Source organism: Pseudomonas sp. 5Vm1k, assembly GCF_056161485.1.
In genome coordinates, this window is record NZ_JBSPCZ010000009.1 from 163,877 (window position 1) to 188,432 (window position 24,556).

The 24,556-nt window shown below is 59.1% G+C and carries 22 protein-coding genes; 13 read left to right on the forward strand and 9 right to left on the reverse strand.

From position 1 onward, the window contains the following. Positions 1-129: 129 nt before the first annotated feature. From ACWIKB_RS19155 to ACWIKB_RS19165, 3 genes are read left to right on the forward strand one after another with little or no spacing between them, the layout of a single operon-like run. Positions 130-651 carry a (2Fe-2S)-binding protein gene (locus ACWIKB_RS19155; RefSeq protein ID WP_475268844.1) on the forward strand — a complete coding sequence of 174 codons (522 nt, stop codon included), beginning with the start codon at positions 130-132 and terminating at the stop codon, positions 649-651. Then, a complete protein-coding gene (locus tag ACWIKB_RS19160) occupies positions 648-1,634 on the forward strand; it encodes an FAD binding domain-containing protein (protein ID WP_475268846.1) in 987 nt (328 codons plus the stop codon). Before ACWIKB_RS19155 ends, ACWIKB_RS19160 begins: the two co-directional genes overlap by 4 nt. Next, positions 1,634-3,835: a xanthine dehydrogenase family protein molybdopterin-binding subunit gene (locus tag ACWIKB_RS19165; RefSeq protein ID WP_475268848.1), complete on the forward strand. Its 2,202-nt coding sequence runs from the start codon at positions 1,634-1,636 to the stop codon at positions 3,833-3,835. Before ACWIKB_RS19160 ends, ACWIKB_RS19165 begins: the two co-directional genes overlap by 1 nt. On the opposite strand, the gene ACWIKB_RS19170 is transcribed toward ACWIKB_RS19165, so the two are convergent. After that, positions 3,832-5,070, reverse strand: a complete 1,239-nt coding sequence (locus ACWIKB_RS19170; protein ID WP_475268849.1) for an MFS transporter — start codon at positions 5,068-5,070, stop codon at positions 3,832-3,834. The genes ACWIKB_RS19165 and ACWIKB_RS19170 overlap by 4 nt on opposite strands. 531 nt (positions 5,071-5,601) lie before the next feature. Here ACWIKB_RS19170 and ACWIKB_RS19175 point away from each other — a divergent pair. The 3 genes from ACWIKB_RS19175 to ACWIKB_RS19185 all read left to right on the forward strand — a co-directional run bounded on the left by ACWIKB_RS19175 (position 5,602) and on the right by ACWIKB_RS19185 (position 8,298). Beyond that, the gene (locus tag ACWIKB_RS19175) at positions 5,602-7,044 is read left to right on the forward strand and encodes a cytochrome ubiquinol oxidase subunit I (protein ID WP_475268851.1); all 1,443 of its coding nucleotides are present in this window, start codon (positions 5,602-5,604) and stop codon (positions 7,042-7,044) included. 3 nt (positions 7,045-7,047) lie between these two features. After that, entirely contained in the window at positions 7,048-8,055 is a 1,008-nt protein-coding gene (cydB, locus tag ACWIKB_RS19180) for a cytochrome d ubiquinol oxidase subunit II (RefSeq protein ID WP_475268853.1), read from the forward strand. A gap of 75 nt (positions 8,056-8,130) precedes the next feature. Next, on the forward strand, positions 8,131-8,298 hold the full coding sequence (locus ACWIKB_RS19185; RefSeq protein WP_082356715.1) for a DUF2474 domain-containing protein: 168 nt from the start codon (positions 8,131-8,133) through the stop codon (positions 8,296-8,298). Positions 8,299-8,373: 75 nt separating this feature from the next. Here the strand turns inward: ACWIKB_RS19185 and ACWIKB_RS19190 are convergent, their stop codons facing one another. Then, positions 8,374-9,498, reverse strand: coding sequence for a methyltransferase (locus tag ACWIKB_RS19190; protein ID WP_475268855.1), 1,125 nt, complete (start codon positions 9,496-9,498; stop codon positions 8,374-8,376). 177 nt (positions 9,499-9,675) lie between these two features. Then, positions 9,676-10,389, reverse strand: a complete 714-nt coding sequence (locus ACWIKB_RS19195) for an autoinducer binding domain-containing protein (RefSeq protein WP_475268857.1) — start codon at positions 10,387-10,389, stop codon at positions 9,676-9,678. Positions 10,390-10,727: 338 nt separating this feature from the next. Between ACWIKB_RS19195 and ACWIKB_RS19200 the strand changes: the two genes are divergently transcribed. After that, positions 10,728-11,504 (forward strand): ferredoxin--NADP reductase, encoded by a 777-nt coding sequence (locus tag ACWIKB_RS19200; protein ID WP_475268858.1) that lies wholly within the window; start codon positions 10,728-10,730, stop codon positions 11,502-11,504. A gap of 46 nt (positions 11,505-11,550) precedes the next feature. Here the strand turns inward: ACWIKB_RS19200 and mscL are convergent, their stop codons facing one another. Further along, entirely contained in the window at positions 11,551-11,964 is a 414-nt protein-coding gene (gene mscL, locus ACWIKB_RS19205; RefSeq protein WP_475268860.1) for a large-conductance mechanosensitive channel protein MscL, read from the reverse strand. A 287-nt stretch (positions 11,965-12,251) separates the two neighbouring features. On the opposite strand from mscL, the gene katB reads away from it, so the two are divergent. From katB to radA, 3 genes are read left to right on the forward strand one after another with little or no spacing between them, the layout of a single operon-like run. Then, positions 12,252-13,793 (forward strand): catalase KatB, encoded by a 1,542-nt coding sequence (katB, locus tag ACWIKB_RS19210; RefSeq protein ID WP_475268861.1) that lies wholly within the window; start codon positions 12,252-12,254, stop codon positions 13,791-13,793. 60 nt (positions 13,794-13,853) lie between these two features. Further along, positions 13,854-14,408 (forward strand): ankyrin repeat domain-containing protein, encoded by a 555-nt coding sequence (locus tag ACWIKB_RS19215; protein WP_475268862.1) that lies wholly within the window; start codon positions 13,854-13,856, stop codon positions 14,406-14,408. A gap of 45 nt (positions 14,409-14,453) precedes the next feature. Then, complete coding sequence (gene radA / locus ACWIKB_RS19220; protein ID WP_054051427.1) at positions 14,454-15,821, forward strand: DNA repair protein RadA; 1,368 nt, start codon at positions 14,454-14,456, stop codon at positions 15,819-15,821. Positions 15,822-15,991: 170 nt separating this feature from the next. Here the strand turns inward: radA and ACWIKB_RS19225 are convergent, their stop codons facing one another. Further along, complete coding sequence (locus ACWIKB_RS19225; RefSeq protein ID WP_475268864.1) at positions 15,992-16,360, reverse strand: PilZ domain-containing protein; 369 nt, start codon at positions 16,358-16,360, stop codon at positions 15,992-15,994. Between the two features lie 160 nt (positions 16,361-16,520). Here ACWIKB_RS19225 and ACWIKB_RS19230 point away from each other — a divergent pair, with 160 nt between their 5' ends. The 3 genes from ACWIKB_RS19230 to yjiA all read left to right on the forward strand — a co-directional run bounded on the left by ACWIKB_RS19230 (position 16,521) and on the right by yjiA (position 19,937). Next, the gene (locus ACWIKB_RS19230) at positions 16,521-18,587 is read left to right on the forward strand and encodes a carbon starvation CstA family protein (RefSeq protein WP_475268865.1); all 2,067 of its coding nucleotides are present in this window, start codon (positions 16,521-16,523) and stop codon (positions 18,585-18,587) included. Positions 18,588-18,602: 15 nt separating this feature from the next. After that, a complete protein-coding gene (locus ACWIKB_RS19235; protein ID WP_007895266.1) occupies positions 18,603-18,800 on the forward strand; it encodes a YbdD/YjiX family protein in 198 nt (65 codons plus the stop codon). A 165-nt stretch (positions 18,801-18,965) separates the two neighbouring features. Beyond that, positions 18,966-19,937, forward strand: coding sequence for a GTPase (yjiA, locus tag ACWIKB_RS19240; RefSeq protein ID WP_475268867.1), 972 nt, complete (start codon positions 18,966-18,968; stop codon positions 19,935-19,937). Between the two features lie 98 nt (positions 19,938-20,035). Here yjiA and ACWIKB_RS19245 read toward each other — a convergent pair whose 3' ends face one another. The 4 genes from ACWIKB_RS19245 to glyA all read right to left on the reverse strand — a co-directional run bounded on the left by ACWIKB_RS19245 (position 20,036) and on the right by glyA (position 24,450). Then, positions 20,036-20,725 carry a GntR family transcriptional regulator gene (locus ACWIKB_RS19245; protein ID WP_475268868.1) on the reverse strand — a complete coding sequence of 230 codons (690 nt, stop codon included), beginning with the start codon at positions 20,723-20,725 and terminating at the stop codon, positions 20,036-20,038. A gap of 24 nt (positions 20,726-20,749) precedes the next feature. Next, on the reverse strand, positions 20,750-21,454 hold the full coding sequence (locus tag ACWIKB_RS19250; protein ID WP_054616677.1) for a FadR/GntR family transcriptional regulator: 705 nt from the start codon (positions 21,452-21,454) through the stop codon (positions 20,750-20,752). A 95-nt stretch (positions 21,455-21,549) separates the two neighbouring features. Beyond that, positions 21,550-22,863: a C4-dicarboxylate transporter DctA gene (locus tag ACWIKB_RS19255; RefSeq protein WP_475268869.1), complete on the reverse strand. Its 1,314-nt coding sequence runs from the start codon at positions 22,861-22,863 to the stop codon at positions 21,550-21,552. A gap of 333 nt (positions 22,864-23,196) precedes the next feature. After that, positions 23,197-24,450 carry a serine hydroxymethyltransferase gene (glyA, locus tag ACWIKB_RS19260; protein ID WP_054051411.1) on the reverse strand — a complete coding sequence of 418 codons (1,254 nt, stop codon included), beginning with the start codon at positions 24,448-24,450 and terminating at the stop codon, positions 23,197-23,199. Positions 24,451-24,556 lie beyond the last annotated feature (106 nt).

A 24,556-nucleotide genomic window follows, 5' to 3' on the forward strand; every position in this document is an offset into this window, starting at 1 on the left:
ATATGTGCTTTGTGCCGGATTGCGCCACATATCAATTCCTTTGAACGCTCATCCAACCCCCGAAGTCGTACCCCTTATGACGGCGGTTTGCGAAAACGCTGCGAATGTATGACTAACCGTGAGGTGTTTATGAGCGCGACCACTCCCGAGGCGGCGACGCCGTCGTTCGCCCGTCATCCGTTACGCCTGACCCTTAACGGCCAGGCTCGTCAGCTTGAGGTCCTGCCCTGGACCACGTTGCTGGATTTACTGCGCGAGCAACTGGACCTGATCGGCACCAAAAAGGGCTGCGACCATGGCCAGTGTGGCGCCTGCACGGTGTTGCTCAACGGTAAGCGGGTGAATGCCTGCCTGACCTTGGCGGTAATGTGCGACGGTGCCGAATTGACCACCATCGAAGGCCTCGCCAGCGGCGATGAGCTGCATCCGATGCAGCAAGCCTTTATCAAGCACGATGCCTTTCAATGTGGCTATTGCACGCCGGGGCAGATTTGTTCGGCGGTGGGGCTGGTCAATGAAGGTCGAGCGCAAACCACCGCGCAGATCCAGGAACTGATGAGCGGCAATCTCTGCCGCTGCGGCGCCTACAGCAACATCCGCGATGCCATCGAAGAAGCCTTGCCCGCCTGTCGCCAAGGAGGTGGCCAATGAATCCTTTCCACTACAGCAAGCCGGATTCGGTGCAGGACGCCGTTCATCTCGCCGGTCCCGCGTCGCGCTTCATCGCGGGCGGTACGAATCTTCTGGACCTGATGAAGGAAAACCTGACCCGTCCCGAGCATCTGATCGACATCACCGGTTTGCCATTGCGTGAGGTCACTGAAACGGCCAAGGGCGGACTGATGATCGGTGCGTTGGTCAGCAATGCCGACCTGGCCTGGCACCCGGTGATCGAGCAGCGTTATCCACTGTTGTCCCAAGCCATTCTGGCGGGCGCGTCGCCGCAATTGCGCAACATGGCCAGCACTGGCGGCAACCTGCTGCAACGCACCCGCTGCTATTACTTCTACGACGCCAATGTGCCGTGCAACAAGCGTGAGCCCGGCAGTGGCTGCCCGGCGCGGGACGGACTCAATCGGATTCACGCAATCCTCGGCGCCAGTGCGCAATGTGTCGCCACGCATCCGTCGGATATGTGCGTAGCACTGGCTGCGCTGGAAGCGGTGGTCCACGTGCAAGGTCGCAATGGCGCCAGAACCATCGAGTTCGCCGACTTTCACCGTCTGCCGGGCGACGCTCCCGAGCGCGACAACCAATTGGCCGACGATGAGCTGATCACCGCCATCGAACTGCCCGCTGCCGGATTTGCCGAACACAGCCATTACCTGAAGATTCGCGACCGGGCGTCCTACGCATTCGCGCTTGTTTCGGTGGCCGCCGCGCTGGATTTCACCGGCCCCGTGATTCGCCAGGCACGTCTCGCTCTCGGCGGCGTGGCGCACAAGCCGTGGCGCGACGAAGCTGTCGAAAGTTGGTTGGTGGGCAAAGCGGCCAGCGTCGAAACCTTCACCGCTGCCGCCGACGCCTTGTTGCAGAACGCGCAGCCTCTCGAACACAACGCGTTCAAAGTCAAACTGGCCCGCCGGGCAATTGTTCGCGCCTTGAGCGATGCCGCGCGGGGAGGGCAAGCCTGATGACTACGTTCACTAAACCGATGGGGCAACCGCTGGACCGCGTCGACGGTCATCTCAAAGTCACTGGCCAGGCGCGCTATGCCGGGGAGTTTCCCGAGGAAGGCCTACTTCACGGCAGCGTCGTGTCCAGTCGTATCGCCTGCGGTCGTGTGCTCAGCATTGACGCGAGCAAAGCCCTCGCGCTGCCAGGTGTGGTCGCGGTGATCGATCACACCAATCGCCCGAAGGTCGCCAGTTATGACAAAGACTATGAAGACGCAGACTCGGCTGACGGTTCGCCGTTTCGCCCGTTGTACAACGACCGCGTGTTGTATAGCGGACAGCCGCTGGCACTCGTCATCGCGGACAACCTTGAGCTGGCGCGCTATGCCGGCTCGTTGTTAGAGATTGAGTACGAAGCCGAGGACCATCAGACCGATCTCCTGAGCTTGCAAGGCGAAGCCCATCCCGCACCCGCCAAACTGCCCAAACCCCGTGGGAATTTTCAGGCCGAGTTTGCCGGCGCGGCCATAAGTCTGGATCTGAACTACAGCACGCCAATCGAACACCACAACCCGATGGAACCCCACGCCAGTACGGTGCTGTACCAGGCCGATGGCAGCCTGCATATCCACGACAAGACCCAAGGCCCGCAGAACTGTCAGTCCTATGTGCAAAAGGTCTTCGGCCTGGAGAAAGCGCAGGTCAGGATTTTCGCGGCGTATGTCGGCGGAGCCTTCGGTTCCGGCCTGCGTCCGCAATATCAGCTGCCACTGGCGGTGATGGCGGCGCTGCATCTAAAACGCTCGGTACGTGTAACGTTGACGCGGCAGCAGATGTTCACTTTCGGCTATCGACCTCGCACCCTGCAACGCCTGCAATTGGGCGCAGCGGCCAATGGTCGTTTGCTGGCGGTGGCGCATACCGCCATCGGCCAGACTTCACGTTTCGAGGATTTCACCGAGCATGTGGTGGAGTGGAGCGGCATGCTCTACCACTGCGACAACGTGCAACTGACCTACAAATTGCTGCCACTCGACGTGTTCACCCCGTTGGACATGCGGGCGCCGGGTGCGGCGCTGGGGTTGATTGGCCTGGAGTGTGCGATGGACGAACTGGCCTGCGCGCTGGCCATCGATCCGGTGCAACTGCGACTGCTCAACTACTCCGAGCGCAATCAGAACGAAGACAAACCCTATTCCAGCAAAGAACTGCGCGCGTGTTACGCCCAGGGCGCGAAACGTTTTGGCTGGGAGCAGCGCAATCCTGAACCGCGCAGCATGCGCCAGGGCCGGCAGTTGGTCGGTTGGGGTATGGCCGGTGGCGTTTGGGAGGCTATGCAAATGAAGGCCAGTGCCAAGGCCTCACTCGATCACAACGGCAAACTCACCGTCAGCAGCGCGACCACGGATATCGGCACCGGAACCTACACCGTGATGACGCAAATCGCCGCGCAGGCGTCAGGCGTTTCGCTGAAGAACGTCACCTTTGTCCTCGGCGATTCTTCATTACCCACAGCGCCGTTGCAGGGCGGATCGTTCACGGTGTCGTCGGTCGGCACGGCGGTGCAGCAAGCGTGTGAAGCCTTGAAGGAAAAACTGCTCGCCGTGGCGCGGCAGACGTCGGCGGCCTTCAGTGGCGTGACCTCGGAGCAGGCGGTGTTCGAAGAGGGACAGCTGTCATTCGGTGACGCGCGTATCCAATTGGCCGATCTGGCCCGGGACAGCGGCGAAGACGTCATTGAAGCGCAAGTCGACGCCGAGCCGGACAAAAAACGCGAAGCCTACGCCACGGCGACCCATTCGGCGGTGTTCGTCGAGGTGTTGGTGGATGAGGATTTGGGCACGGTGAAGGTCAGTCGAGTGGTTAGCGCGATCGCTGCCGGCCGGGTGGTCAATCCGAAAATGGCCCGCAGCCAGATCCTCGGCGGCGTGGTGTGGGGCATCGGCATGGCGCTGCACGAGGAGACGCAAACCGACCATGCGTTGGGCCGGCATATGAACCACAGCCTGGCCGAGTACCACATTCCGGTAAACGCTGATATCGGCGACATTGACGTGCTGTTTGTCGAAGAACATGACGATATCGTCAACGCCCTCGGTTCCAAGGGCGTCGGCGAAATCGGTATCGTCGGGGTTGCGGCGGCGGTGGCCAATGCGATCTACCACGCCACCGGCAAACGGGTGCGGGACTTCCCCGTCACCCTCGACAAGCTGCTCTAGACCTTGGCTTCTTCGACCGCGACGTGCATGCGGTCGCGGTTGGCCAGGGTCGGAAACAGTTTGATCCAGGTCCCGGTCACCACCAGCGTGCCGATGCCGCCCATGACCACGGCCGGCACGGTGCCGAACCAATGGGCGGTCAGGCCGGATTCGAATTCGCCCAACTGGTTCGAAGCGCCGATGAACAGTCCGTTCACGGCGCTGACCCGGCCGCGCATTTCGTCCGGGGTTTCCAATTGCACGAAGGACGCGCGGATCACCATGCTAATCATGTCCGCCGCGCCCAGCACCACCAGCACCGCCAGGGAGAACCAGAACGAAGTGGACAGGCCGAAGGCGATGGTCGCCACGCCGAAGACACCCACGGCGGTGAACATCACCCGTCCGACCTTGCGTTCCACGGCAAATCGCGCCAGGAACAACGACATCAACAACGCTCCCACCGCTGGCGCCGAACGCAACAGGCCCAGGCCCCACGGGCCGGTCAGCAATATGTCCTTGGCGAACACTGGCAGCAGAGCCGTCGCGCCTCCCAGCAGCACGGCGAACAGATCCAGGGAAATCGCCCCGAGAATATCCGGCCGGCTACGAATGAAACGGATGCCGGCCAGCAGCGAATCCATGGTCGCCTTGCCTTTGTTCAACGGCGTCTGCCGTGCGGGCAGGTTAAGCATCAAGCAACAGGCAATGATGTACAAAACCACCGTCGGGCCATACACCCAGACGCTGCCGAACGCATACAGCAAACCGCCGAGCGCAGGCGCGACGATGGTCGCCGATTGTTGGGCCGATTGCGCGGCGGCGACGGCCCGGGGGAACAGCGCGCTGGGCACGATGCTCGGCAACAGGGCCTGGGTGGTTGGCATCTCGAAGGAGCGTGCGGCGCCGAGCAGAAAGGCGAGGATGAAGATCATTTCCCGGGTGACGTGATCGGTGGCGCTGCCGATGGCCAATGACAGGGCGATCAACGCTTGCAGCGACTGACAGATCGCCGCGACCTTGCGCCGGTCATAACGGTCCGCGACATGCCCGGTGTGCAGCATGAACAGCACACGCGGGGCGAATTCAACCAAACCGACCAGGCCCAGGTCCAGCACGTTGCCGGTCAGTTGGTACAGATTCCAGCCGATGGCCACGGTGAGCATCTGAAAACCGCTGGCGGTAAACACCCGAGCCAGCCAGAACGCAATGAAAGGACGGTGATGACGTAACAGCAGGGGCGCTTGGCTGGGCATCTGAAGGCAGGTCTTGAGCGAGGGGAGGGTCGAGGTTATCACCAAGCTGTAACAAGAAGTTGCGCTGACAAAAATTTTAGGTAGCTAGACACCGATCTCCAAAACACAGCGCCGATCACCTGTGGCTATTGAGCTTGCAGTGGCGAGGGAGCTTGCTCCCGCTTGAGTGCGAAGCGCTCACAAGATTTTGGGCCTGCTTCGCAGTCCAGCGGAAGCAAGCTCCCTCGCCACAACAAGCCCGCTCCCACAGGAGATGTGTTGCTGCTGATTGCCAAACCAATGAGGCAACCTGTCACGCGGCAAAAGACCACACCGTCCATCGTCAAAAATGGGACTACTCTTTCAACGTTGCTTGATCCAGATCAATACCCCACAAGGAATTGATCCGGCGGCCAAACGGCCAGACTCCCTACGTTGTGATGTTTGTAAAAAAAGAACGAATTCGAATTCGCCACACTCCATATCCGTGGGGGCAGAGTGGGTGCAGGGTCATAAGCCCTACAGCCGGTATTACCTGACAGAGGAAGACTTATGTTCGGTTTGGAGGCACTTGATCTCGCCCGGATGCAGTTCGCGTTCACCATCTCGTTCCACATCCTGTTCCCGGCCATCACCATTGGCCTGGCGAGTTACCTGGCGGTACTCGAAGGCCTGTGGCTCAAAACCCACAACGATACCTACCGCGATCTGTACCACTTCTGGTCGAAGATCTTTGCCGTGAACTTCGGCATGGGTGTGGTCTCCGGGCTGGTCATGGCCTATCAGTTCGGCACCAACTGGAGCCGCTTCTCGGACTTCGCCGGTTCCGTCACCGGGCCGCTGCTGACCTATGAAGTGCTCACCGCATTCTTCCTCGAAGCCGGTTTCCTCGGCGTCATGCTGTTCGGCTGGAACAAGGTCGGGCGCAAGTTGCACTTTTTTGCCACGGTGATGGTGGCCATTGGCACACTAATCTCGACCTTCTGGATTCTCGCCTCCAACAGCTGGATGCAAACCCCCCAGGGCTTCGAAATCGTCAATGGTCAGGTCATTCCGACGGACTGGCTGGCGGTGATCTTCAATCCGTCGTTCCCCTACCGCCTGATGCACATGGCGACGGCGGCGTTCGTGGCGACGGCTTTCTTTGTCGGTTCCTCGGCGGCGTGGCACTTGCTGCGCGGCAAAGACAACCCGGCCATCCGCACCATGCTCTCGATGGCCATGTGGATGGCGTTGATCGTGGCGCCCATCCAGGCAGTTATCGGTGACTTCCACGGTCTCAATACGCTCAAGCATCAGCCGGCGAAAATCGCGGCGATCGAAGGTCACTGGGAAAACGTCGGGGATGAACCGACCCCGCTGATCCTGTTCGGCTGGCCGGACATGAAAGCCGAAAAGACCAAATTCGCGGTCGAGATTCCTTACCTCGGCAGCCTGATCCTCACGCACTCGCTGGACAAACAAGTACCGGCACTCAAGGACTTCCCGCCTGAAGACCGGCCGAATTCGACCATCGTGTTCTGGTCGTTCCGGGTCATGGTTGGCCTGGGCTTCTTGATGATCTTCACCGGTTTGTGGAGCTTGTGGCTGCGCAAAAGCGACAAGTTGTACACCTCGCGACCGTTCCTGTACCTGGCGTTGTGGATGGGGCCGTCCGGTCTGATTGCGATCCTCGCGGGCTGGTTCACCACTGAAATCGGCCGTCAGCCTTGGGTGGTGTATGGCTTGATGCGTACGGCGGATGCGTCCTCCAATCACAGCTTCATGCAGATGAGCATCACGTTGATCATGTTCGTCGTGGTCTATTTCGCGCTGTTCGGTGCTGGCCTGGGCTACATGATGAGGCTGGTGCGTAAAGGTCCGAAGATCGACGAAGGCAAGGAAACCAACGACGGTGGTCCTGGCCAGAAACGCACGCCGGCCCGTCCGCTGTCCGCGGCTGACGATGATGAGACCGACGGTGACCACCGCCACAGCCTGACCAAGGAGATTTGAGTCATGGGTATTGATCTTCCGCTGATCTGGGCCGTGATCATCATCTTCGGCATCATGATGTACGTGGTTATGGACGGTTTTGACCTGGGCATCGGGATTCTCTTTCCGTTCATCCCGGGCAAGACCGACCGCGACGTGATGATGAACACCGTCGCACCGGTGTGGGACGGTAACGAAACCTGGCTGGTACTGGGCGGCGCGGCATTGTTCGGCGCCTTCCCGCTGGCCTATTCGGTGGTGTTGTCGGCGCTGTACCTGCCGCTGATCTTCATGCTGATCGGGCTGATCTTCCGCGGTGTGGCGTTCGAGTTTCGCTTCAAGGCCAAGGACGATAAACGTCATCTGTGGGACAAAGCGTTCATCGGTGGCTCGGTGGCTGCAACCTTCTTCCAGGGTGTAGCGCTGGGGGCGTTTATCGATGGATTGCCGGTGGTTAACCGACAGTTTGCCGGTGGTTCACTGGACTGGCTGACACCGTTCACCTTGTTCTGCGGCTTGGCGCTGGTGGTGGCTTACGCGCTGCTCGGCTGCACCTGGCTGATCATGAAGACCGAAGGCAAGCTGCAAGAGCAGATGCACAACCTGGCGCGGCCCTTGGCGTTTGTAGTGTTGGCAGTGATCGGTATCGTCAGTATCTGGACGCCGCTGGCCCATGCCGAGATCGCGGCGCGCTGGTTCACCTTGCCGAACCTGTTCTGGTTCCTGCCAGTGCCGATCCTGGTGCTGGTGACCATGTACGGTCTGATCCGCGCCGTGGCCCGCAACGCAAACTACACGCCGTTCCTGCTGACCCTGGTGCTGATCTTCCTCGGCTACAGCGGCCTGGGCATCAGCCTGTGGCCGAACATCGTGCCGCCGTCGATCTCGATCTGGGACGCCGCAGCACCGCCGCAAAGCCAGGGCTTCATGCTGGTGGGCACGCTGTTTATCATCCCGTTCATCCTGGGCTACACCTTCTGGAGCTACTACGTGTTCCGCGGTAAGGTTACCCATGAAGACGGCTACCACTAGCCCCCCATGTGTGGGAGCGAGCCTGCTCGCGAAGGCGCCCTCACCGGCGCCATTCACCTCAGAGAGGATTGAGTCATGTCCACCAAACCTTCCCTGCACGACATCGAACAGGCCGAAAAAAAGCCGCTGTGGCAGCGGCTTGGATGGCTGGCGATGATCTGGACCGGCAGTGTCGTGGCCCTGTTTATCGTGGCCAGCCTGATGCGCATGTTCATGAATGCCGCGGGTCTGACCACTCACTGAAACACCGAGATTCCCATCCCGATGCCCTTGTGGCACGGCCTCAACCCTCCTGACGGAGGGTTTTTTTTGCCCGGGTTATTTGCGCGCCTTGAGAATCACGAATTTCGGTGTAGCCGCCACTTGTTCGACGCCGCGGAACAACCGCGCCAGCTTGCTGTGATAACCCAGGTGACGATTGCCGACGATGTACAACGCGCCGCCGACCACCAAGGCCTCGCGGGCCTGCTGGAACATCCGCCAGGCGAGAAAGTCGCCGACTACCTGTTGCTGGTGGAATGGCGGGTTGCACAGCACCACATCCAGGGATTGTGGCTCCTGACCGGCGAGGCCATCGTCGGCCCGCACGATTACATCCCGTTCACCCAGCGCCGCGCGCCAGTTTTCGCTGGCCGATTGCACGGCCATGAACGACTCGTCCACCAGCGTGTAATGCGCTTCAGGGTTGTGCAGGGCGCTGGCGATGGCCAGCACGCCGTTGCCGCAGCCGAGGTCAGCAACCCGCGCCGCGCCGAGGTTTTTCGGCAGATGCGGCAGAAACGCCCGGGTGCCGATATCCAGACCTTCGCGGCAGAACACGTTGGCGTGGTTTAGCAGTTCGATCGCGGGCTCGTCGAGCAGGTAGCGGGACGGGTAGGGCGAGGCCATGGGGGCTTTGGGTTCAGGGTTGGCAATCAGCAACCGGGCCTTCTTCACCGCCAACGAGGCTTGTACCGGACCGATGTAGCGCTCCAGCAAGTCGCCGGCAGCACGAGGCAGGTGCTTGACCATCGCCGCCGCAATCACCTGGGCACCCGGGGCCAGTTGGCCTTGCAGGCGAATCAGTTGTTCTTCAAGTAAGGCGAGGGTTTTCGGTACCCGGATCAACACCCGGTCGAACGGCCCGACGAGCGCTTCACTGGCCGGCACTCTCGGCACCGCATCAAACGCCTGGCCATTACGGATCAAATTATTTTCCAGCCCTTGAAAGGCCAGGAACGAGTCGCCACTGCTGGTCACCTGAACCTTGCCTGCCAGGCTGGCTGCCAGTGCGCCGAAACTGTCGTTGAGTATCAACACCCGAGAATCCGCCGCCGGTTGTTGCTCGGCCAGATGATTAAGCAGGTATTCGTCGGCGGCATCGAACGCTTGCAGTGGTTCATTCTGCTGTTCGGGCTGACGGATCAGGTCGAGTTGGGCGAAAGGTGTTTCGAGCAAGGGCATGGGGCGGGGGGCTCTGGATAATCAACGGGTATCCCGCAGCCAAGGGGCGATGTAGCGGGCAGAAACGACCGAGTGGACTGCGTCGTGAAGTGTCACACGTCATCACTCTGGAAGGATCGCAAATGGTACGTTTTTTTCTATGGGATTACCCGCAGGTTTTCCTTGAATCGAACAGTTTCAAATGACGCCATGCCTGACTGCTTTAGTTACGGCGGCAGTCTTGTTGCAGACCCCGAGTTTCTCGATTGCCCGGTGCACATGGAAATTCACAGTGCGCTCGCTAAGACTGAGGATTCTGGCGATTTCGTACGCGGTCTTGCCATCGGCTGACAGCTTCAATACCTCGATTTCTCTGGGAGATAAATGCGGTGCGCTCGGTTTCGATACGCTTTTGGGCAATGTCTTGGCGACCAGACTGTGCAGATGACGACTGATGAAAACCGTGAAACCGAGATTTTCATACAATTCATAAGCGCTAATCGGGCAATGGCTTCTAGCCAGACTCAGAATGCTGCACAGACCGCTTTCCTCATCATGGATCGATTGCGACCAACCATGCTGAAGCCCTTCCTGTTGCAAGGCTTGCCACAGCCAAGGTGTTTTGGAAAAGACCTCTTCAGTCCACAGAATCGGTAACATGGATTGGTTGCAATGGGCCACTATTGGATCTATGGCACTGAATTTGTTTTGTAGGTATTGGGTGTTCCAGCCAGGGGGAAAGTTGTTTCGGCTAAAGGTGTGGTCCTGAGTGCCAATTGTTTTTGATGTTATTGAAAACGCACAGAATTTATACCCCAGATTTTTTATGAAATTAAGTGAAATCTGGTAGGCAATATCAATTTCTTTGGCGTAGGACAGTTGCGTTAATTGTGACTCCATCCACATTTCCATTTTAGTCCTCCATATTTATGTTTCGCTGGGGCGGCCCTTTGGATCCAATGATCCCGCACTGACCGAGTGTAGGATATTTTCTACAAATACGCTCCGATTTTTTAGATATGAATGGCGTGCGAGAAGTGCATAACAAATTCTTGATACATGTAACGCGGGTAAGACAAAATTAGATGAATAAAAAGTTAAGTTTCATGTGTCTAGTGATCAGTCAGAATCATGAGTTTATTGTTATTTAAATAGTAAAAAGACGCAGTTGCTAAAGCCACTACAAATCGCCGGTGTTTAAGTCCACGGCTTTGCGGGACACTGGGGGCACCTGTTCAATGGAGTGCCCCATGACCGCCAGTGCAGAAAAATACACACGCCAGACCCTGCTCGACGTCCAGCCACTGACTCCGAGCCTGTTCACCCTGCGCACCACCCGGGACTCGGGCTTTCGCTTTCGTGCCGGGCAGTTCGCTCGCCTGGGTGTGACCAAGCCTGATGGCAGCACGGTGTGGCGCGCGTATTCCATGGTCTCTTCGCCCTATGACGAATTTCTCGAGTTCTTCTCCATCGTCGTACCGGGCGGCGAGTTCACCAGCGAGCTGAGTCGCCTGGAAGTGGGGGATACGCTGATGGTGGAACGACAGGCCACGGGCTACCTGACCCTGGATCGGTTCGTCGATGGCCGCGATCTCTGGTTGTTATCCACAGGCACCGGGGTGGCACCGTTCCTGTCGATCCTGCAGGATTTCGAGGTGTGGGAAAAATTCGAACGCATCATCCTGGTCTACAGCGCGCGCGAAGGCCGGGAGCTCGCGTATCAAGAGTTGATTGCGGGCCTGGCACAGCGTGACTACCTGGCGGAGCATGCGCACAAACTGCAATTTATCCCGACGGTCACCCGCGAGCAGGTTCCCGGCGTCTTGAATGGCCGGATCACCACCCTGATCGAAAATGGCGAGCTGGAGCGGGCTGCAGGGCTGGAACTGACGCCCGAGCACTCGCGAGTGATGATCTGTGGGAATCCGCAGATGATCGATGACACCCGCAAATTGCTGAAGCTGCGCGATATGAACCTGAGCCTGAGCCGACGACCCGGCCAGGTGGCGGTAGAAAACTATTGGTAATAAAAACGGCGCCCCGAAGGCGCCGTTTTTCATTGCTATAACGCCCTCAAGGCTGAGTGTTCTGAGCCTTGAGCAGATCGCGGATCTCGCTCAGCAGTTCTTCTTCCTTGGTCGGCACCGGCGGCAGGGTCGGTGCTACGGCCTCTTCACGTTTCAGGCGATTGATCGCCTTGACGCCCATGAAGATCGCGAACGCTACGATCACGAAGTCGATCATGCTCTGGATGAACTTGCCGTACGCCATCACCACCGCCGGGATGTTGCCATCGGCGGCCTTGAGCGTAATGGCCAGGTCACTGAAATCCACCCCACCGATCAGCAGGCCGATTGGCGGCATGACCACGTCGCCAACGAACGACGAGACGATCTTGCCGAACGCGGCGCCGATGATGATACCGACGGCCATATCGACCACATTGCCTTTGACCGCGAAGGCCTTGAACTCGTTAAGCACGCCCATAGGTTATTTCCTTGTTACAGATGAGGTTGGTGAACGCAGTGTAAATCAGCAAAACGCATCCTGCTCGACACAACTGCTTACATCGATTGCCTGCTATCGACCTGCTCATCTGCAAAAAGTTTACAAAAGGCCATCATTCGCGCGCGGTTTACCCGCTCTAGACCGGGCCTTCCAGCACCTTTTGGCTATCGCCCCGGTTTGGCATTTCTATTTAGATTTTGGGCTGACGGTCACTAGCCTCTGTTGAGCGCACCTGGATGCGCTTTATAAAATCAGAGGAAACTCCTATGACAACTTCCCTTGGCCTCGGGGTTTTTCCCCATCGCCGCGCCCTGGGCGTTTTGACCGCCAGCCTGCTGTCCTTTTCCGTGAATGCCGCCACGCTGACCCGCGATAACGGCGCCGCCGTTGGCGACAACCAGAACTCGCAAACTGCCGGCGCCACGGGCCCGGTGCTGTTGCAAGACGTGCAATTGATCCAGAAACTCCAGCGGTTCGACCGCGAGCGCATTCCTGAACGCGTGGTGCATGCCCGTGGCACCGGAGCCCATGGCACCTTCACCGTGACCGACGATCTCAGCGACCTGACCAAAGCCAAAGTGTTCGCCGGCGGCCAGAGCACACCGGTGTTCGTGCGTTTCTCGGCGGTGGTGCATGGCAATCACTCCCCGGAAACCCTGCGCGACCCTCGCGGTTTCGCCACCAAGTTCTACACCGCGGACGGCAACTGGGACCTGGTGGGCAACAACTTCCCGACCTTCTTCATCCGTGACGCGATCAAATTCCCGGACATGGTGCATGCCTTCAAACCAGACCCGCGCACCAACCTTGACGACGATTCCCGTCGTTTCGATTTCTTCTCCCATGTACCGGAAGCCACGCGCACCCTGACCGAGCTGTATTCCAATTCCGGAACACCTGCCAGTTATCGGGAGATGGACGGTAATGGCGTTCACGCCTATAAATTAGTTAATGCCAAGGGCGAAGTTCACTATGTGAAATTTCATTGGAAAAGTTTACAAGGAATTAATAATCTCGATCCCAGGGCGGTCGAAAAAGTCCAAGGTAAAGACTACAGTCATATGACTAATGATCTGGTGGCTCATATAAATAAGGGCGACTTTCCGAAGTGGGACTTATACGTTCAAGTTGTAAATCCGCAAGACCTGTACAAGTTTGATTTCGATCCACTGGATGCAACCAAGATTTGGCCGGGTATTCCTGAGCGAAAAGTTGGACAAATGGTCTTGAACCGTAATCCAGCCAATGTGTTCCAGGAGACCGAGCAAGTTGCCATGGCGCCCGCCAATCTTGTTCCCGGCATTGAACCTTCGGAAGATCGTTTGTTACAGGGCCGAGTGTTCTCGTATGCCGATACGCAAATGTATCGTCTGGGGCCCAATGCTCTGCAACTGCCGATCAATGCGCCCAAGGTTGCGGTAAACAACGGTAACCAGGATGGCGCGATGAACAGTGGCGCCAGCAGCAGCGGCGTAAATTACCAGCCGAGCCGTTTGCTGCCCCGTGAAGAGCCGCAAACCGCACGCTACAGCCAGTCGGCGCTGTCGGGCAGCACCCAGCAGGCGAAGATCCAGCGTGAGCAGAACTTCAAGCAGGCCGGTGATCTGTATCGCTCGTTCAGCCAGAAGGAACGCCAGGATTTGATCGACAGCTTCGGTGGCTCGCTCGCCAGCACCGACGACGAGAGCAAGCACATCATGCTGTCGTTCCTTTATAAGGCTGACCCGGAATATGGCACTGGCGTGACCAAGGTCGCCAACGGTGACCTGGCCCGGGTCAAGGCGCTGGCGGCCAAACTGGCCGACTGATCCCGTTTGCCTGAAACGCGGGGCCTCATTCGGGGCCCCGTCAGACCGAGGAGCCTGTCCATGCGTTTCTATCTCTCCCTGCTTCTGGCAGCCCTGTCGTTCAATGTATTAGCCGGACCGACGGCAGATGTGTCGAAAGATCCTGTCGAGTTGAAAGCCCAATTGCAGGATTATTACTTCGATGCCGCCCGTCGTGGCGATGTACCGATGCTCGAGACCTTTATCGAGGCTGGCTACTCCCTCGATACCCGTGACAACAAGGGTTACACCGCGCTGATTCTGGCGGCCTATCACGGCCAGAGTGCTGCCGTTGACCGTTTGCTCGCCGCCGGCGCCGATGCCTGCGCTCAGGATCAGCGTGGCAACACGGCGCTGATGGGGGCCATCTTCAAAGGCGAAGTGCAGATTGCCCGGACCCTGCTAGCCGCCAATTGCAGTCCCGATCAGCGTAATGGCGCCGGGCAAACGGCGGCGATGTACGCCGGGCTGTTCAACCGTGTCGAGTTGCTGGATGCACTCAAGGCCAAGGGCGCCGACCTGAATGCCGAGGATCCGCTGGGCAATAGCGCCGCGCGTCTGGCCAGCGGTGAAATCCGCAACGCGCCGCCGCGCTGATCCCGTCCGGCTGCGCTATCATCGCGGTTTTTGCCGGGAGTTCAGATGGCCAAGGCCAAGCGCATGTACGGCTGCACCGAGTGCGGCTCAACCTTCCCCAAGTGGGCTGGCCAGTGCGGCGAGTGCGGGGCCTGGAACACGCTGACCGAAACCATGGTCGAGAGCGGCGGGGCTGCGGCGCCTAGCGGTCGCACCGGCTGGACCGGCCAGCAGGCGCAAATCCGCACCCTGGCGGAAGTCAGCGTCGAGGAGATTCCGCGTTTTTCCACGGCCTCCAGCGAACTCGACCGCGTGCTCGGCGGCGGTCTTGTGGATGGCTCGGTAGTGTTGATCGGCGGTGATCCCGGCATCGGCAAATCGACCATTTTGTTGCAAACCTTGTGCAACCTCGCCAAGAGCATGCCGGCGCTGTACGTCACCGGTGAAGAGTCCCAACAACAAGTGGCCATGCGCGCCCGTCGTCTCGGTTTGCCTCAGGACAAGCTGCGGGTGATGACTGAAACCTGCATCGAAACCATCATCGCCACCGCCCGGCAAGAAAAGCCCAAGGTCATGGTGATCGACTCGATCCAGACGATTTTCACCGAACAACTGCAATCGGCACCCGGCGGCGTTTCTCAGGTGCGCGAAAGTGCGGCGTTGCTGGTGCGCTATGCCAAGCAGAGCGGCACGGCGATTTTCCTGGTCGGCCACGTGACCAAGGAAGGCGCATTGGCGGGGCCACGTGTTTTGGAACACATGGTTGATACCGTGCTGTATTTCGAAGGCGAATCCGATGGGCGTTTGCGGCTGCTGCGGGCGGTGAAAAACCGTTTTGGCGCGGTGAACGAACTCGGCGTGTTCGGCATGACGGACAAGGGGCTGAAAGAAGTCTCCAATCCTTCGGCGATTTTTCTCACGCGTGCCCAGGAAGAAGTCCCGGGCAGTGTGGTCATGGCGACGTGGGAAGGCACCCGTCCGATGCTGGTTGAAGTGCAGGCGCTGGTGGATGACAGCCATCTGGCCAATCCGCGTCGGGTCACGCTGGGGCTGGATCAGAACCGACTGGCCATGTTGCTGGCGGTGCTGCACCGTCACGGCGGGATTCCGACCCACGACCAGGACGTGTTCCTCAACGTGGTCGGCGGGGTCAAGGTGTTGGAAACCGCGTCCGACCTGGCGTTGATGGCGGCGGTGATGTCCAGCTTGCGCAACCGGCCGCTGCCCCATGATCTGCTGGTGTTTGGCGAAGTCGGCTTGTCGGGTGAAGTGCGCCCGGTGCCGAGCGGTCAGGAACGCCTGAAAGAAGCCGCCAAGCACGGCTTCAAGCGCGCCATTGTGCCCAAGGGCAACGCGCCGAAAGAAGCACCGCCGGGGTTGCAGATTATTGCGGTGACCCGCCTGGAACAGGCGCTCGACGCGTTGTTCGAGTAATTCTCACGGCTGGTCACAATCCCTGTGGGAGCGGGCTTGCTGTGGCGAGGGAGCTTGCTCCCGCTTGAGTGCGAAGCGCTCACAAGATTTTGGGCCTGCTTCGCAGTCCAGCGGGAGCAAGCTCCCTCGCCACAAAAGCTCGCTCCCACATTTGGTATGGCGCCAGTCTTCTAGACTTCGATCAGCGCACCCAATTCGCGCTCCAGTTCCTCTGGATCGCCCAGGTTGAACTCGATCAACCGCCGCAGGCGTTCGATGGATTCCAGGCTGATGTGTTTGCAGACGAACCCGAGCTGGCCATGGTCATCGTGGGTCAACATCACATCCATCTTGATCTCGACATCCTCGTTCAGATGAATATCGACCAGAAAATGCCAGTCCCGGTTACCCAGCCACGGCTCGGGCTTCTCGATCAGCAGCCCCTTGAGTGATAGGTCAATCAGCTTCACCGGCCAGGTGAATTCCCCCTGGCTCAGCTCGGTTCGGGCATCGAACGCGATACGTTTGAAGCGGCGGCGATCGGCAGGGTGCTCGCTCATGGCGCAATCCTCGTAAAGGTTCGCTGACTATAGACCCGCATCGCCAAAAGCTGCCAGCACAGTGATGGCGCTCGACCAATGTCGGACTATGGTCTTTGTCGCCAGTAGCGCTAAACTCGAGGTGGCTGTCTTTCTTGTCCACCCTGGCTGGAATAAAAAAATGAAAAATAATAATAGCCTGCTACGCCATCTACCCTGGCTGCTGCTGGCAATCGTAGGAGCGTGCGCCCTTGGCGTAGTGGCATTGCGTCGAGGCGAGGCGATCAACGCCTTGTGGATTGTGGTCGCTGCCGTGGCCATTTATCTGGTTGCCTATCGTTACTACAGTCTGTTCATCGCAAACAATGTGATGCAACTCGATCCGCGCCGGGCCACCCCCGCCGTGCTCAACAATGATGGTCTGGACTACGTCCCCACCAACAAACATATCCTCTTCGGTCACCACTTCGCTGCCATTGCTGGCGCGGGGCCATTGGTCGGTCCGGTACTGGCGGCGCAGATGGGTTACCTGCCCGGCACGCTGTGGCTGATCGCCGGCGTGGTGCTCGCCGGTGCGGTGCAGGACTTTATGGTCCTGTTCATGTCCACCCGCCGTAACGGCCGTTCCCTGGGCGACATGGTCCGGGAAGAGATGGGCCGCATCCCCGGGACCATCGCGCTGTTTGGCTGCTTCCTGATCATGATCATCATCCTCGCGGTGCTGGCGCTGATCGTGGTGAAAGCCCTGGCCGAGAGCCCGTGGGGCATTTTCACGGTGATGGCGACTATCCCGATCGCGATGTTCATGGGCATTTACATGCGCTACATCCGCCCGGGTCGCATTGGTGAAATCTCCGTGGTTGGCGTGCTTCTGCTGCTGGGCTCGATCTGGCTGGGCGGGCAGATTGCTGCCGATCCGGTCTGGGCCAAAGCGTTCAGCTTCACTGGCGTGCAGATTACGTGGATGCTGGTCGGTTACGGTTTCGTGGCCGCCTCGTTACCGGTGTGGCTGATCCTGGCGCCGCGTGACTATCTGTCCACGTTCCTGAAAATCGGCACCATCATCGCCTTGGCGATCGGGATTCTGGTCACCATGCCCGAGCTGAAAATGCCGGCATTGACCCAGTTCATCGACGGCACCGGGCCGGTGTGGAAGGGCGGTCTGTTCCCGTTCCTGTTCATCACCATCGCGTGCGGTGCGGTGTCGGGTTTCCACGCACTGATCTCTTCCGGCACCACGCCGAAGCTGCTGGATAACGAAGTCAATTCCCGTTACATCGGCTACGGCGCGATGCTGATGGAATCCTTCGTCGCCATCATGGCGATGGTCGCTGCTTCGGTGATCGAACCGGGTGTGTACTTCGCCATGAACAGCCCGGCCGCCGTGGTCGGTGGTGACGTGATGGCCGTGGCGCAAACCGTCAGCAGTTGGGGTTTTGCAATTACCCCGGAAGCGCTGCAAGCGGTGGCTCACGACATTGGTGAAACCACCATCCTCGCCCGCGCTGGCGGTGCACCGACCCTGGCGGTCGGTATCGCGCAAATCCTGCACAGCGTGCTGCCGGGTGAAAACACCATGGCGTTCTGGTATCACTTCGCGATCCTGTTCGAAGCGCTGTTTATCCTGACGGCGGTTGACGCTGGCACCCGTGCCGGACGCTTCATGCTTCAGGATTTGCTCGGCTCCTTCGTGCCGGCTCTGAGACGCACCGAGTCGTGGACCGCCAACCTGATCGCCACCGCCGGTTGTGTGGCGATGTGGGGATGGTTGCTGTACCAAGGCGTGATCGACCCGTTAGGCGGGATCAACACCTTGTGGCCGCTGTTCGGCATCTCCAACCAGATGCTCGCCGGCATCGCGCTGATGCTTGCCACGGTCGTGCTGATTAAAATGAAACGCCAACGCTACATTTGGGTCACCTTGTTGCCGGCCGCATGGTTGCTGATCTGCACCACCACCGCGGGCTTCATCAAGCTGTTCGACGCGAATCCGGCGATCGGCTTCCTGTCGCTGGCGAAAAAATACAGCGATGCCCTGGCCAACGGCCAGATTCTCGCCCCGGCCAAGGACATTACGCAGATGCAGCACGTGATCTTCAACGCCTACACCAACGCAACGCTGACCGCGCTGTTCCTGTTTGTGGTGTTCAGCATCCTGTTCTATGCGCTCAAGGTCGGTATCTCGGCCTGGGGCACCAAAGAACGTACGGATAAAGAAGCACCCTTCCAGGCTGTACCGGACGCGTAACTGAGGATTGCAAAGATGTTCAATGACCTGAGTCGCCTCGGTAAATACCTCGGTCAGGCCGCGCGCCTGATGGTCGGCATGCCCGACTACGACAACTACGTCGAGCATATGCAAACCAAACACCCGGACAAACCGGTGATGAGCTACGAGATGTTCTTCCGGGAACGTCAGGAAGCGCGTTACGGTGGCAAGGGTGGGCCGAAGTGTTGTTAACCTGACTTCAGGTTGACGCAGTCCCCTGTGGGAGCGGGCTTGCTCGCGAAGGCGTCGTGTCAGTCAGCTTTTTTATCGACTGATACAGCGCATTCGCGAGCAAGCCCGCTCCCACATTTGTTTTGTTTTGTGTTGTTTTTCAATTTTGTGAACAGGAGATTCCAGTTGTCCTCTCCCATCCCGGTAACGATCCTCAGCGGCTTTCTTGGCGCGGGTAAAACCACGCTGTTGCGCCACCTGCTCAAAGCCGAGCACGGCCTGAAAATCGCCGTGATCGAAAACGAATTCAGCGACGCCGGTATCGACACCCAGCTGTTGGGCGACGAGCCGGTGCAAGTGATGACGCTGTCCAACGGCTGCGTCTGCTGCACCATTCACACTGACCTCACCAAAGCCCTGTACCTGCTGCTCGAACGCCTGGACAGCGGTGAAATCGCCTTCGACCGCCTGGTGATCGAGTGCACCGGCCTGGCCGACCCGGCACCGGTGGCGCAAACCTTCTTCATCGATGAAGAACTGCGCGAGCGTTACATTCTCGACGGCATCATCACTTTGGTGGACGCCGCCCACGCCGAGACGCACCTGATCCAGACCATCGCCCAGGCGCAGATCGGTTTTGCCGACCGCTTGCTGGTGAGCAAACGGGATCTGGTAGACGAGCCAACCTTCACTGCCCTCAGCGAACGGCTGACGCGCATCAACCGTCGGGCGCCGATTCGGATTGTTGAGCACGGCAAGATCAACCTGGCCGAATTGCTCGATGTGCGCGGTTTCAACCTCAACGCGGACCTTGGTGGTGGCGTGAGTTTGCGACCCGTGAGCAAAGCACCGTCCATCGACCGCATCTCCAGTCTGGTGCTGCGCACCGACAAGCCGCTGGATCTCGACAAGCTCAGCGAGTTTATGAACGAACTGCTGGAAGACCATGGCAAGCAACTGCTGCGCTACAAAGGTGTGCTGAACATTGTTGGTGAGCCGCGGCGCATGGTGTTTCAAGGCGTATTGAAGCTGTACGGCTTCGATTGGGACACCGAATGGGCAGAGGGCGAGGCGCGGGAAAGCGTGATCGTGTTTATTGCCGATGATCTGCCGGAAGAGAAGATTCGTGCGGGGTTTGAGCGGGTGGCTGCCATCTGATATAGGGGTGGTGGCTGTGATGGCCTCTTCGCGAGCAAGCCCGCTCCCACAGGGGAATGCATTCCAAATGTGGGAGCGGGCTTGCTCGCGAAGGCAATCTAACCAGCAACACAATTTCGGCTGATCGATGGTCCAGGGCTCAGCAACATCCCCTCCAGATAATCCAGATGCCGGCTCAGCAAGGTCACCGCCGCAACGGCATCCCTGCGCTCCACAGCCTCCAGAATCCCCAGATGCACCTGCCACACGCAATAGTCTTGCGCCTGCGCATCAAACTGCGCAATCGCCAGCGACGTCAGCGGCACCAGACTGCAGAGAAAATGCGCCAACGGTGCATTGCCGGCCATTTCTGCCAAGCGCAAATGAAACTCCCCGGATAACCGAATCGCCGGACCGCGTGCGGTGCAGTGGCGCTCGCTGTCGATCAAGGCCCGCAACGATTTCAGGTCCTGTGGACGGGGTTGCTGACAGGCCAGTCGCACCAGCGTGATCTCAGTTAGCCGCCGGGCATGCAGCATCTGCCGGGTTTGCTCGTGATCAAGCGACGCGACGCGGGGGCGATGATTGGTGCGAAGGACGATGATCTGCTGATGGGACAGTTGTGTCAGTACGCCGCGAACGTCACTGCGTCGAGCACTGAACATCTGCGCCAGGCTTTCTTCGGTAAAGCGACTGGCCGCATCGATGCGCTGTTCGAGAATCGCATCGAAGATCCGCGAGTAGAGATCATCCGCCCGCCGGGGGAAGGGCAGGGCAGTCAGTGTTTGCGGTGAGGCGAAGCTGTTCATGGCCTGTCTCCAGTTCGGATGGTTTCAACTGCCGAGGTTGTCGTCCGGAATGTTCAGTTCGATGCCCATGCGCTGTCCTTCGCGCAGGATGTGCCGACGCATTTCGGCGCTGGCCTGGGCGCTGTTCTTGCTGCGGATGGCGCGCACCACGGCTTCGTTCTCCTCCAGGCGTTCAGCCAGATGCTCCGGCGAATTGCGCAGTACTTCGGCGCTTTGCTTGAGGGCGTTGCTGGTCTGTTGCACCACGCTCTGGAAGATCGGGTTCGAGGTCAGGGTGAACAGCTCTTCGTGGAACGCGATGTAGGCGTTGACCCCGGCTTCGGCGTCGTTGGCTTCCAGGGCTTCGCGCATGTCCATCAGGGTCAGGCGCAGTTGCCCGACTTCCTTGCTGCTGATGGATTGCGCCACCAGGCCGACAATGAACGGCTCCAGGGTGTAGCGCAGTTGCAGCACGTCTTCCAGGCTCGCGCCGGCGACTGCGCTGTCGTGGTGTTGGCTGTCGCTGAGGTTGGCCTCCAGCACCACCACGCCTTTGCCCGGCATCGAGCGCACCAGCCCGAGGGTTTCCAGCACGATCACCGCTTCGCGCAGGCTCGGGCGGCTGATGCCCAGTTGTTCGGCCAGTTCACGCTGGCCCGGCAGCATGTCGCCGGAGCGCCACTGACCACGGGCCAGCGCGGCCCGAAGTTTTTCTACGACTGAATTGACGACCGTTGAGGTGGTAATCACTGTTCGCTCCATGAGCATCGATGACGGGTGGTTGAGCGCCGAGAGGCCAGATCAAAAGATCGCAGCCTTCGGCAGCTCCTACAGGTGTTGTGGAGTTAGAAGTCTTGTTGATGCGCCCCGGCTACAGGTTTTCTCGGCTGGAAGGTATAACCCTGCTGCCCGGAAAGCACCTTGTTTGCGCGCTGGATGTCGATGTCTTTTTCCCAGCGGGCAATGGCCACCGTAGCGACACAGTTGCCGATCAGGTTGGTCAGCGCCCGGCCGATGCCCATGAACCAGTCCACCGCCAGCACCAGCACCAGGCCGACCACCGGAATCGCCGGGATCGCGGTCAGCGTTGCCGCCAGAATCACCAGCGCCGAACCGGGGATGCCGTGGGCACCTTTGGAGGTGATCAGCGACACCAGCAGAATCGTCAGCAGGTCGGTTATGGCCAGCGGTGTACCGGTGGCATTGGCGATGAAGACGATGGCCAAAGTCAGGTAGATCGAGAAACCGTCGAGGTTGAACGAGTAGCCGGTTGGAATCACCAATCCGACTGTCGAGCTGCCGATGCCCAGGTGCTCAAGCTTGCGCATGATCTGTGGCAGCACGGCGTCGGAAGACGCGGTGCCCATGACAATCAACAGCTCTTCACGCAGGTATTTGAGCAGCGGCCACATCCGCAGACCAGACAGGCGCATCACCAGGCCGAGAATCAGCGACACGAATGCGGCGCAGGTCAGGTAGAACAAGCCGACCAGGCTGCCCAGGTGTTGCAGGGAGTCCAGGCCATATTTGCTGGTTGTGAAGGCGATGGCGCCGAACACGCCGATCGGCGCCAGGCGCACGATCATGCCCATGATGCGGAAGATCACGTGGCTGAGTTCGTTGATCAGCCGGGAAATCCCCGAGGCTGCTTCACCCACCAGATTCAACGCGCTGCCGAACAACACCGAAAACAGCAGCACTTGCAGGATGTTGTTGTCCGCGAAAGCACCGATCACCGAGGTCGGGATCAGGTCCATCAGGAACTGCGTGGTGGTGTGCATCTGCTGGCCGCGTTGGGCCAGATCACCCATGTCGGCTTTGGCCAACTGGTCCAGATGAATGTTCGCGCCGCTGCCGATGCCAGTGCTGAAGGCGAACACCAGGCCGATCACCAGGGCGATGGTGGTCAGCACTTCGAAGTAGATCACCGACTTGAGGCCGATGCGCCCGACCTTCTTCAAGTCGCCAGCACCACTGATGCCGCTGACCACTACGCAGAACACGATGAGGCCAATGAGCATCTTGATCAGTTTGATGAAACCATCGCCCAAGGGTTTGAGCTGTGCGGAGTATTCGGGAAGGGTCAGCCCGCAGACGATGCCGAGCACCAGTCCGAGAACCACTTGGAGGAAGATTGAACGCGAGCACCATCTGAGCATGGGAGGAATCCTGGTCGGTGTCCTGGCTGCCGTGCGCTTGAACGCATCAGATTCAGGACTTAATTATTGTGGTCTTACCGGTATGTCCAGTGCAGGCGCAGTCTACGCTCGGTTTTTTCCCGATGACAAGTGAAAAGATCAAAATTGGCATGACCGGTCTGACCGGTGGCGCCAATTTATTAAAAATCAAAAGATCGCAGCCTTCGGCAGCTCCTACATTGGAATGCGTTTCCTGGAGCTGCCGAAGGCTGCGATCTTTTGATCTTTCTAACAGGCGAAAAAAAACCGGCCATCACTGACCGGTTTTTTTATCGCTGCGATTTAGCGGTGCAATTAAGCGCCGTATACCGGCAGCTTCTTGCAGATGGCTTTGACCTTCTCACGAACGGCGTCGATCACCGCTTCGTTGTTCAGGTCAGCCAGGATGTCGCAGATCCAGCCGGCCAGCTCTTTGCACTCGGCTTCCTTGAAGCCACGAGTGGTCACGGCTGGGGTACCGAAACGCAGACCGGAGGTCACGAACGGGGAGCGTGGGTCGTTTGGCACGGAGTTCTTGTTCACGGTGATGAAAGCCTTGCCCAGAGCGGCGTCGGCGTCTTTACCGGAGATTTCCTGCTTGATCAGCGACAGCAGGAACAGGTGGTTTTCAGTACCGCCGGAAACCACGTCGAAACCGCGCTCGATGAATACACCGGCCATGGCCTTGGCGTTCTTCACCACTTGTTGCTGGTAGGTCTTGAACTCAGGCTGCAGCGCTTCCTTGAAGCAGATCGCTTTGGCGGCGATCACGTGCTCCAGTGGGCCACCCTGGGCGCCCGGGAATACGGCGGAGTTCAGTTTCTTCTCGATGTCGGCGTTGGCGCGAGCCAGGATCAGGCCGCCACGTGGACCGCGCAGGGTCTTGTGCGTGGTGGTGGTCACGACGTCAGCGAAAGGCACCGGGTTCGGGTAGACGCCAGCGGCGACCAGACCGGCCACGTGGGCCATGTCGACGAACAGGTAGGCGCCAACCTTGTCAGCGATTTCGCGGAAACGCGGGAAGTCGAGGATCTGCGAGTAGGCAGAGAAACCGGCCACGATCATTTTTGGCTTGTGCTCAACCGCCAGACGCTCGACTTCGTCGTAGTCGATCAGGCCGTTGGCATCGATACCGTATTGAACGGCGTTGTACAGCTTGCCGGACGACGAAACGCTGGCGCCGTGGGTCAGGTGACCGCCGTGGGCCAGGCTCATGCCCAGAATGGTGTCGCCAGCTTGCAGCAGGGCCAGGTAAACGGCGCTGTTGGCTTGGGAACCGGCGTGCGGCTGAACGTTGGCGTAATCGGCGCCGAACAGTTCTTTGGCGCGGTCGATGGCCAGTTGCTCAACCACGTCGACGAACTCGCAACCACCGTAGTAGCGCTTGCCCGGGTAGCCTTCGGCGTACTTGTTGGTCAGTACCGAGCCTTGAGCTTCCATCACCGCAGGGCTGGTGTAGTTTTCCGAAGCGATCAGCTCAATGTGTTCTTCCTGGCGCTGAGCTTCTTGCTCCATGGCGGCAAAGAGATCGGCGTCGTACTTGGCAATAGTCAAATCACGGCTGAACATGGCGGTCCTCAAGGATCGGGGCAGAAAAGGGGGGCATTCTAACCCAATGGGTTTTAGATGGCATATGAAAGGACATCATGTCGCAGACAAGTGGGCTTCATGACCG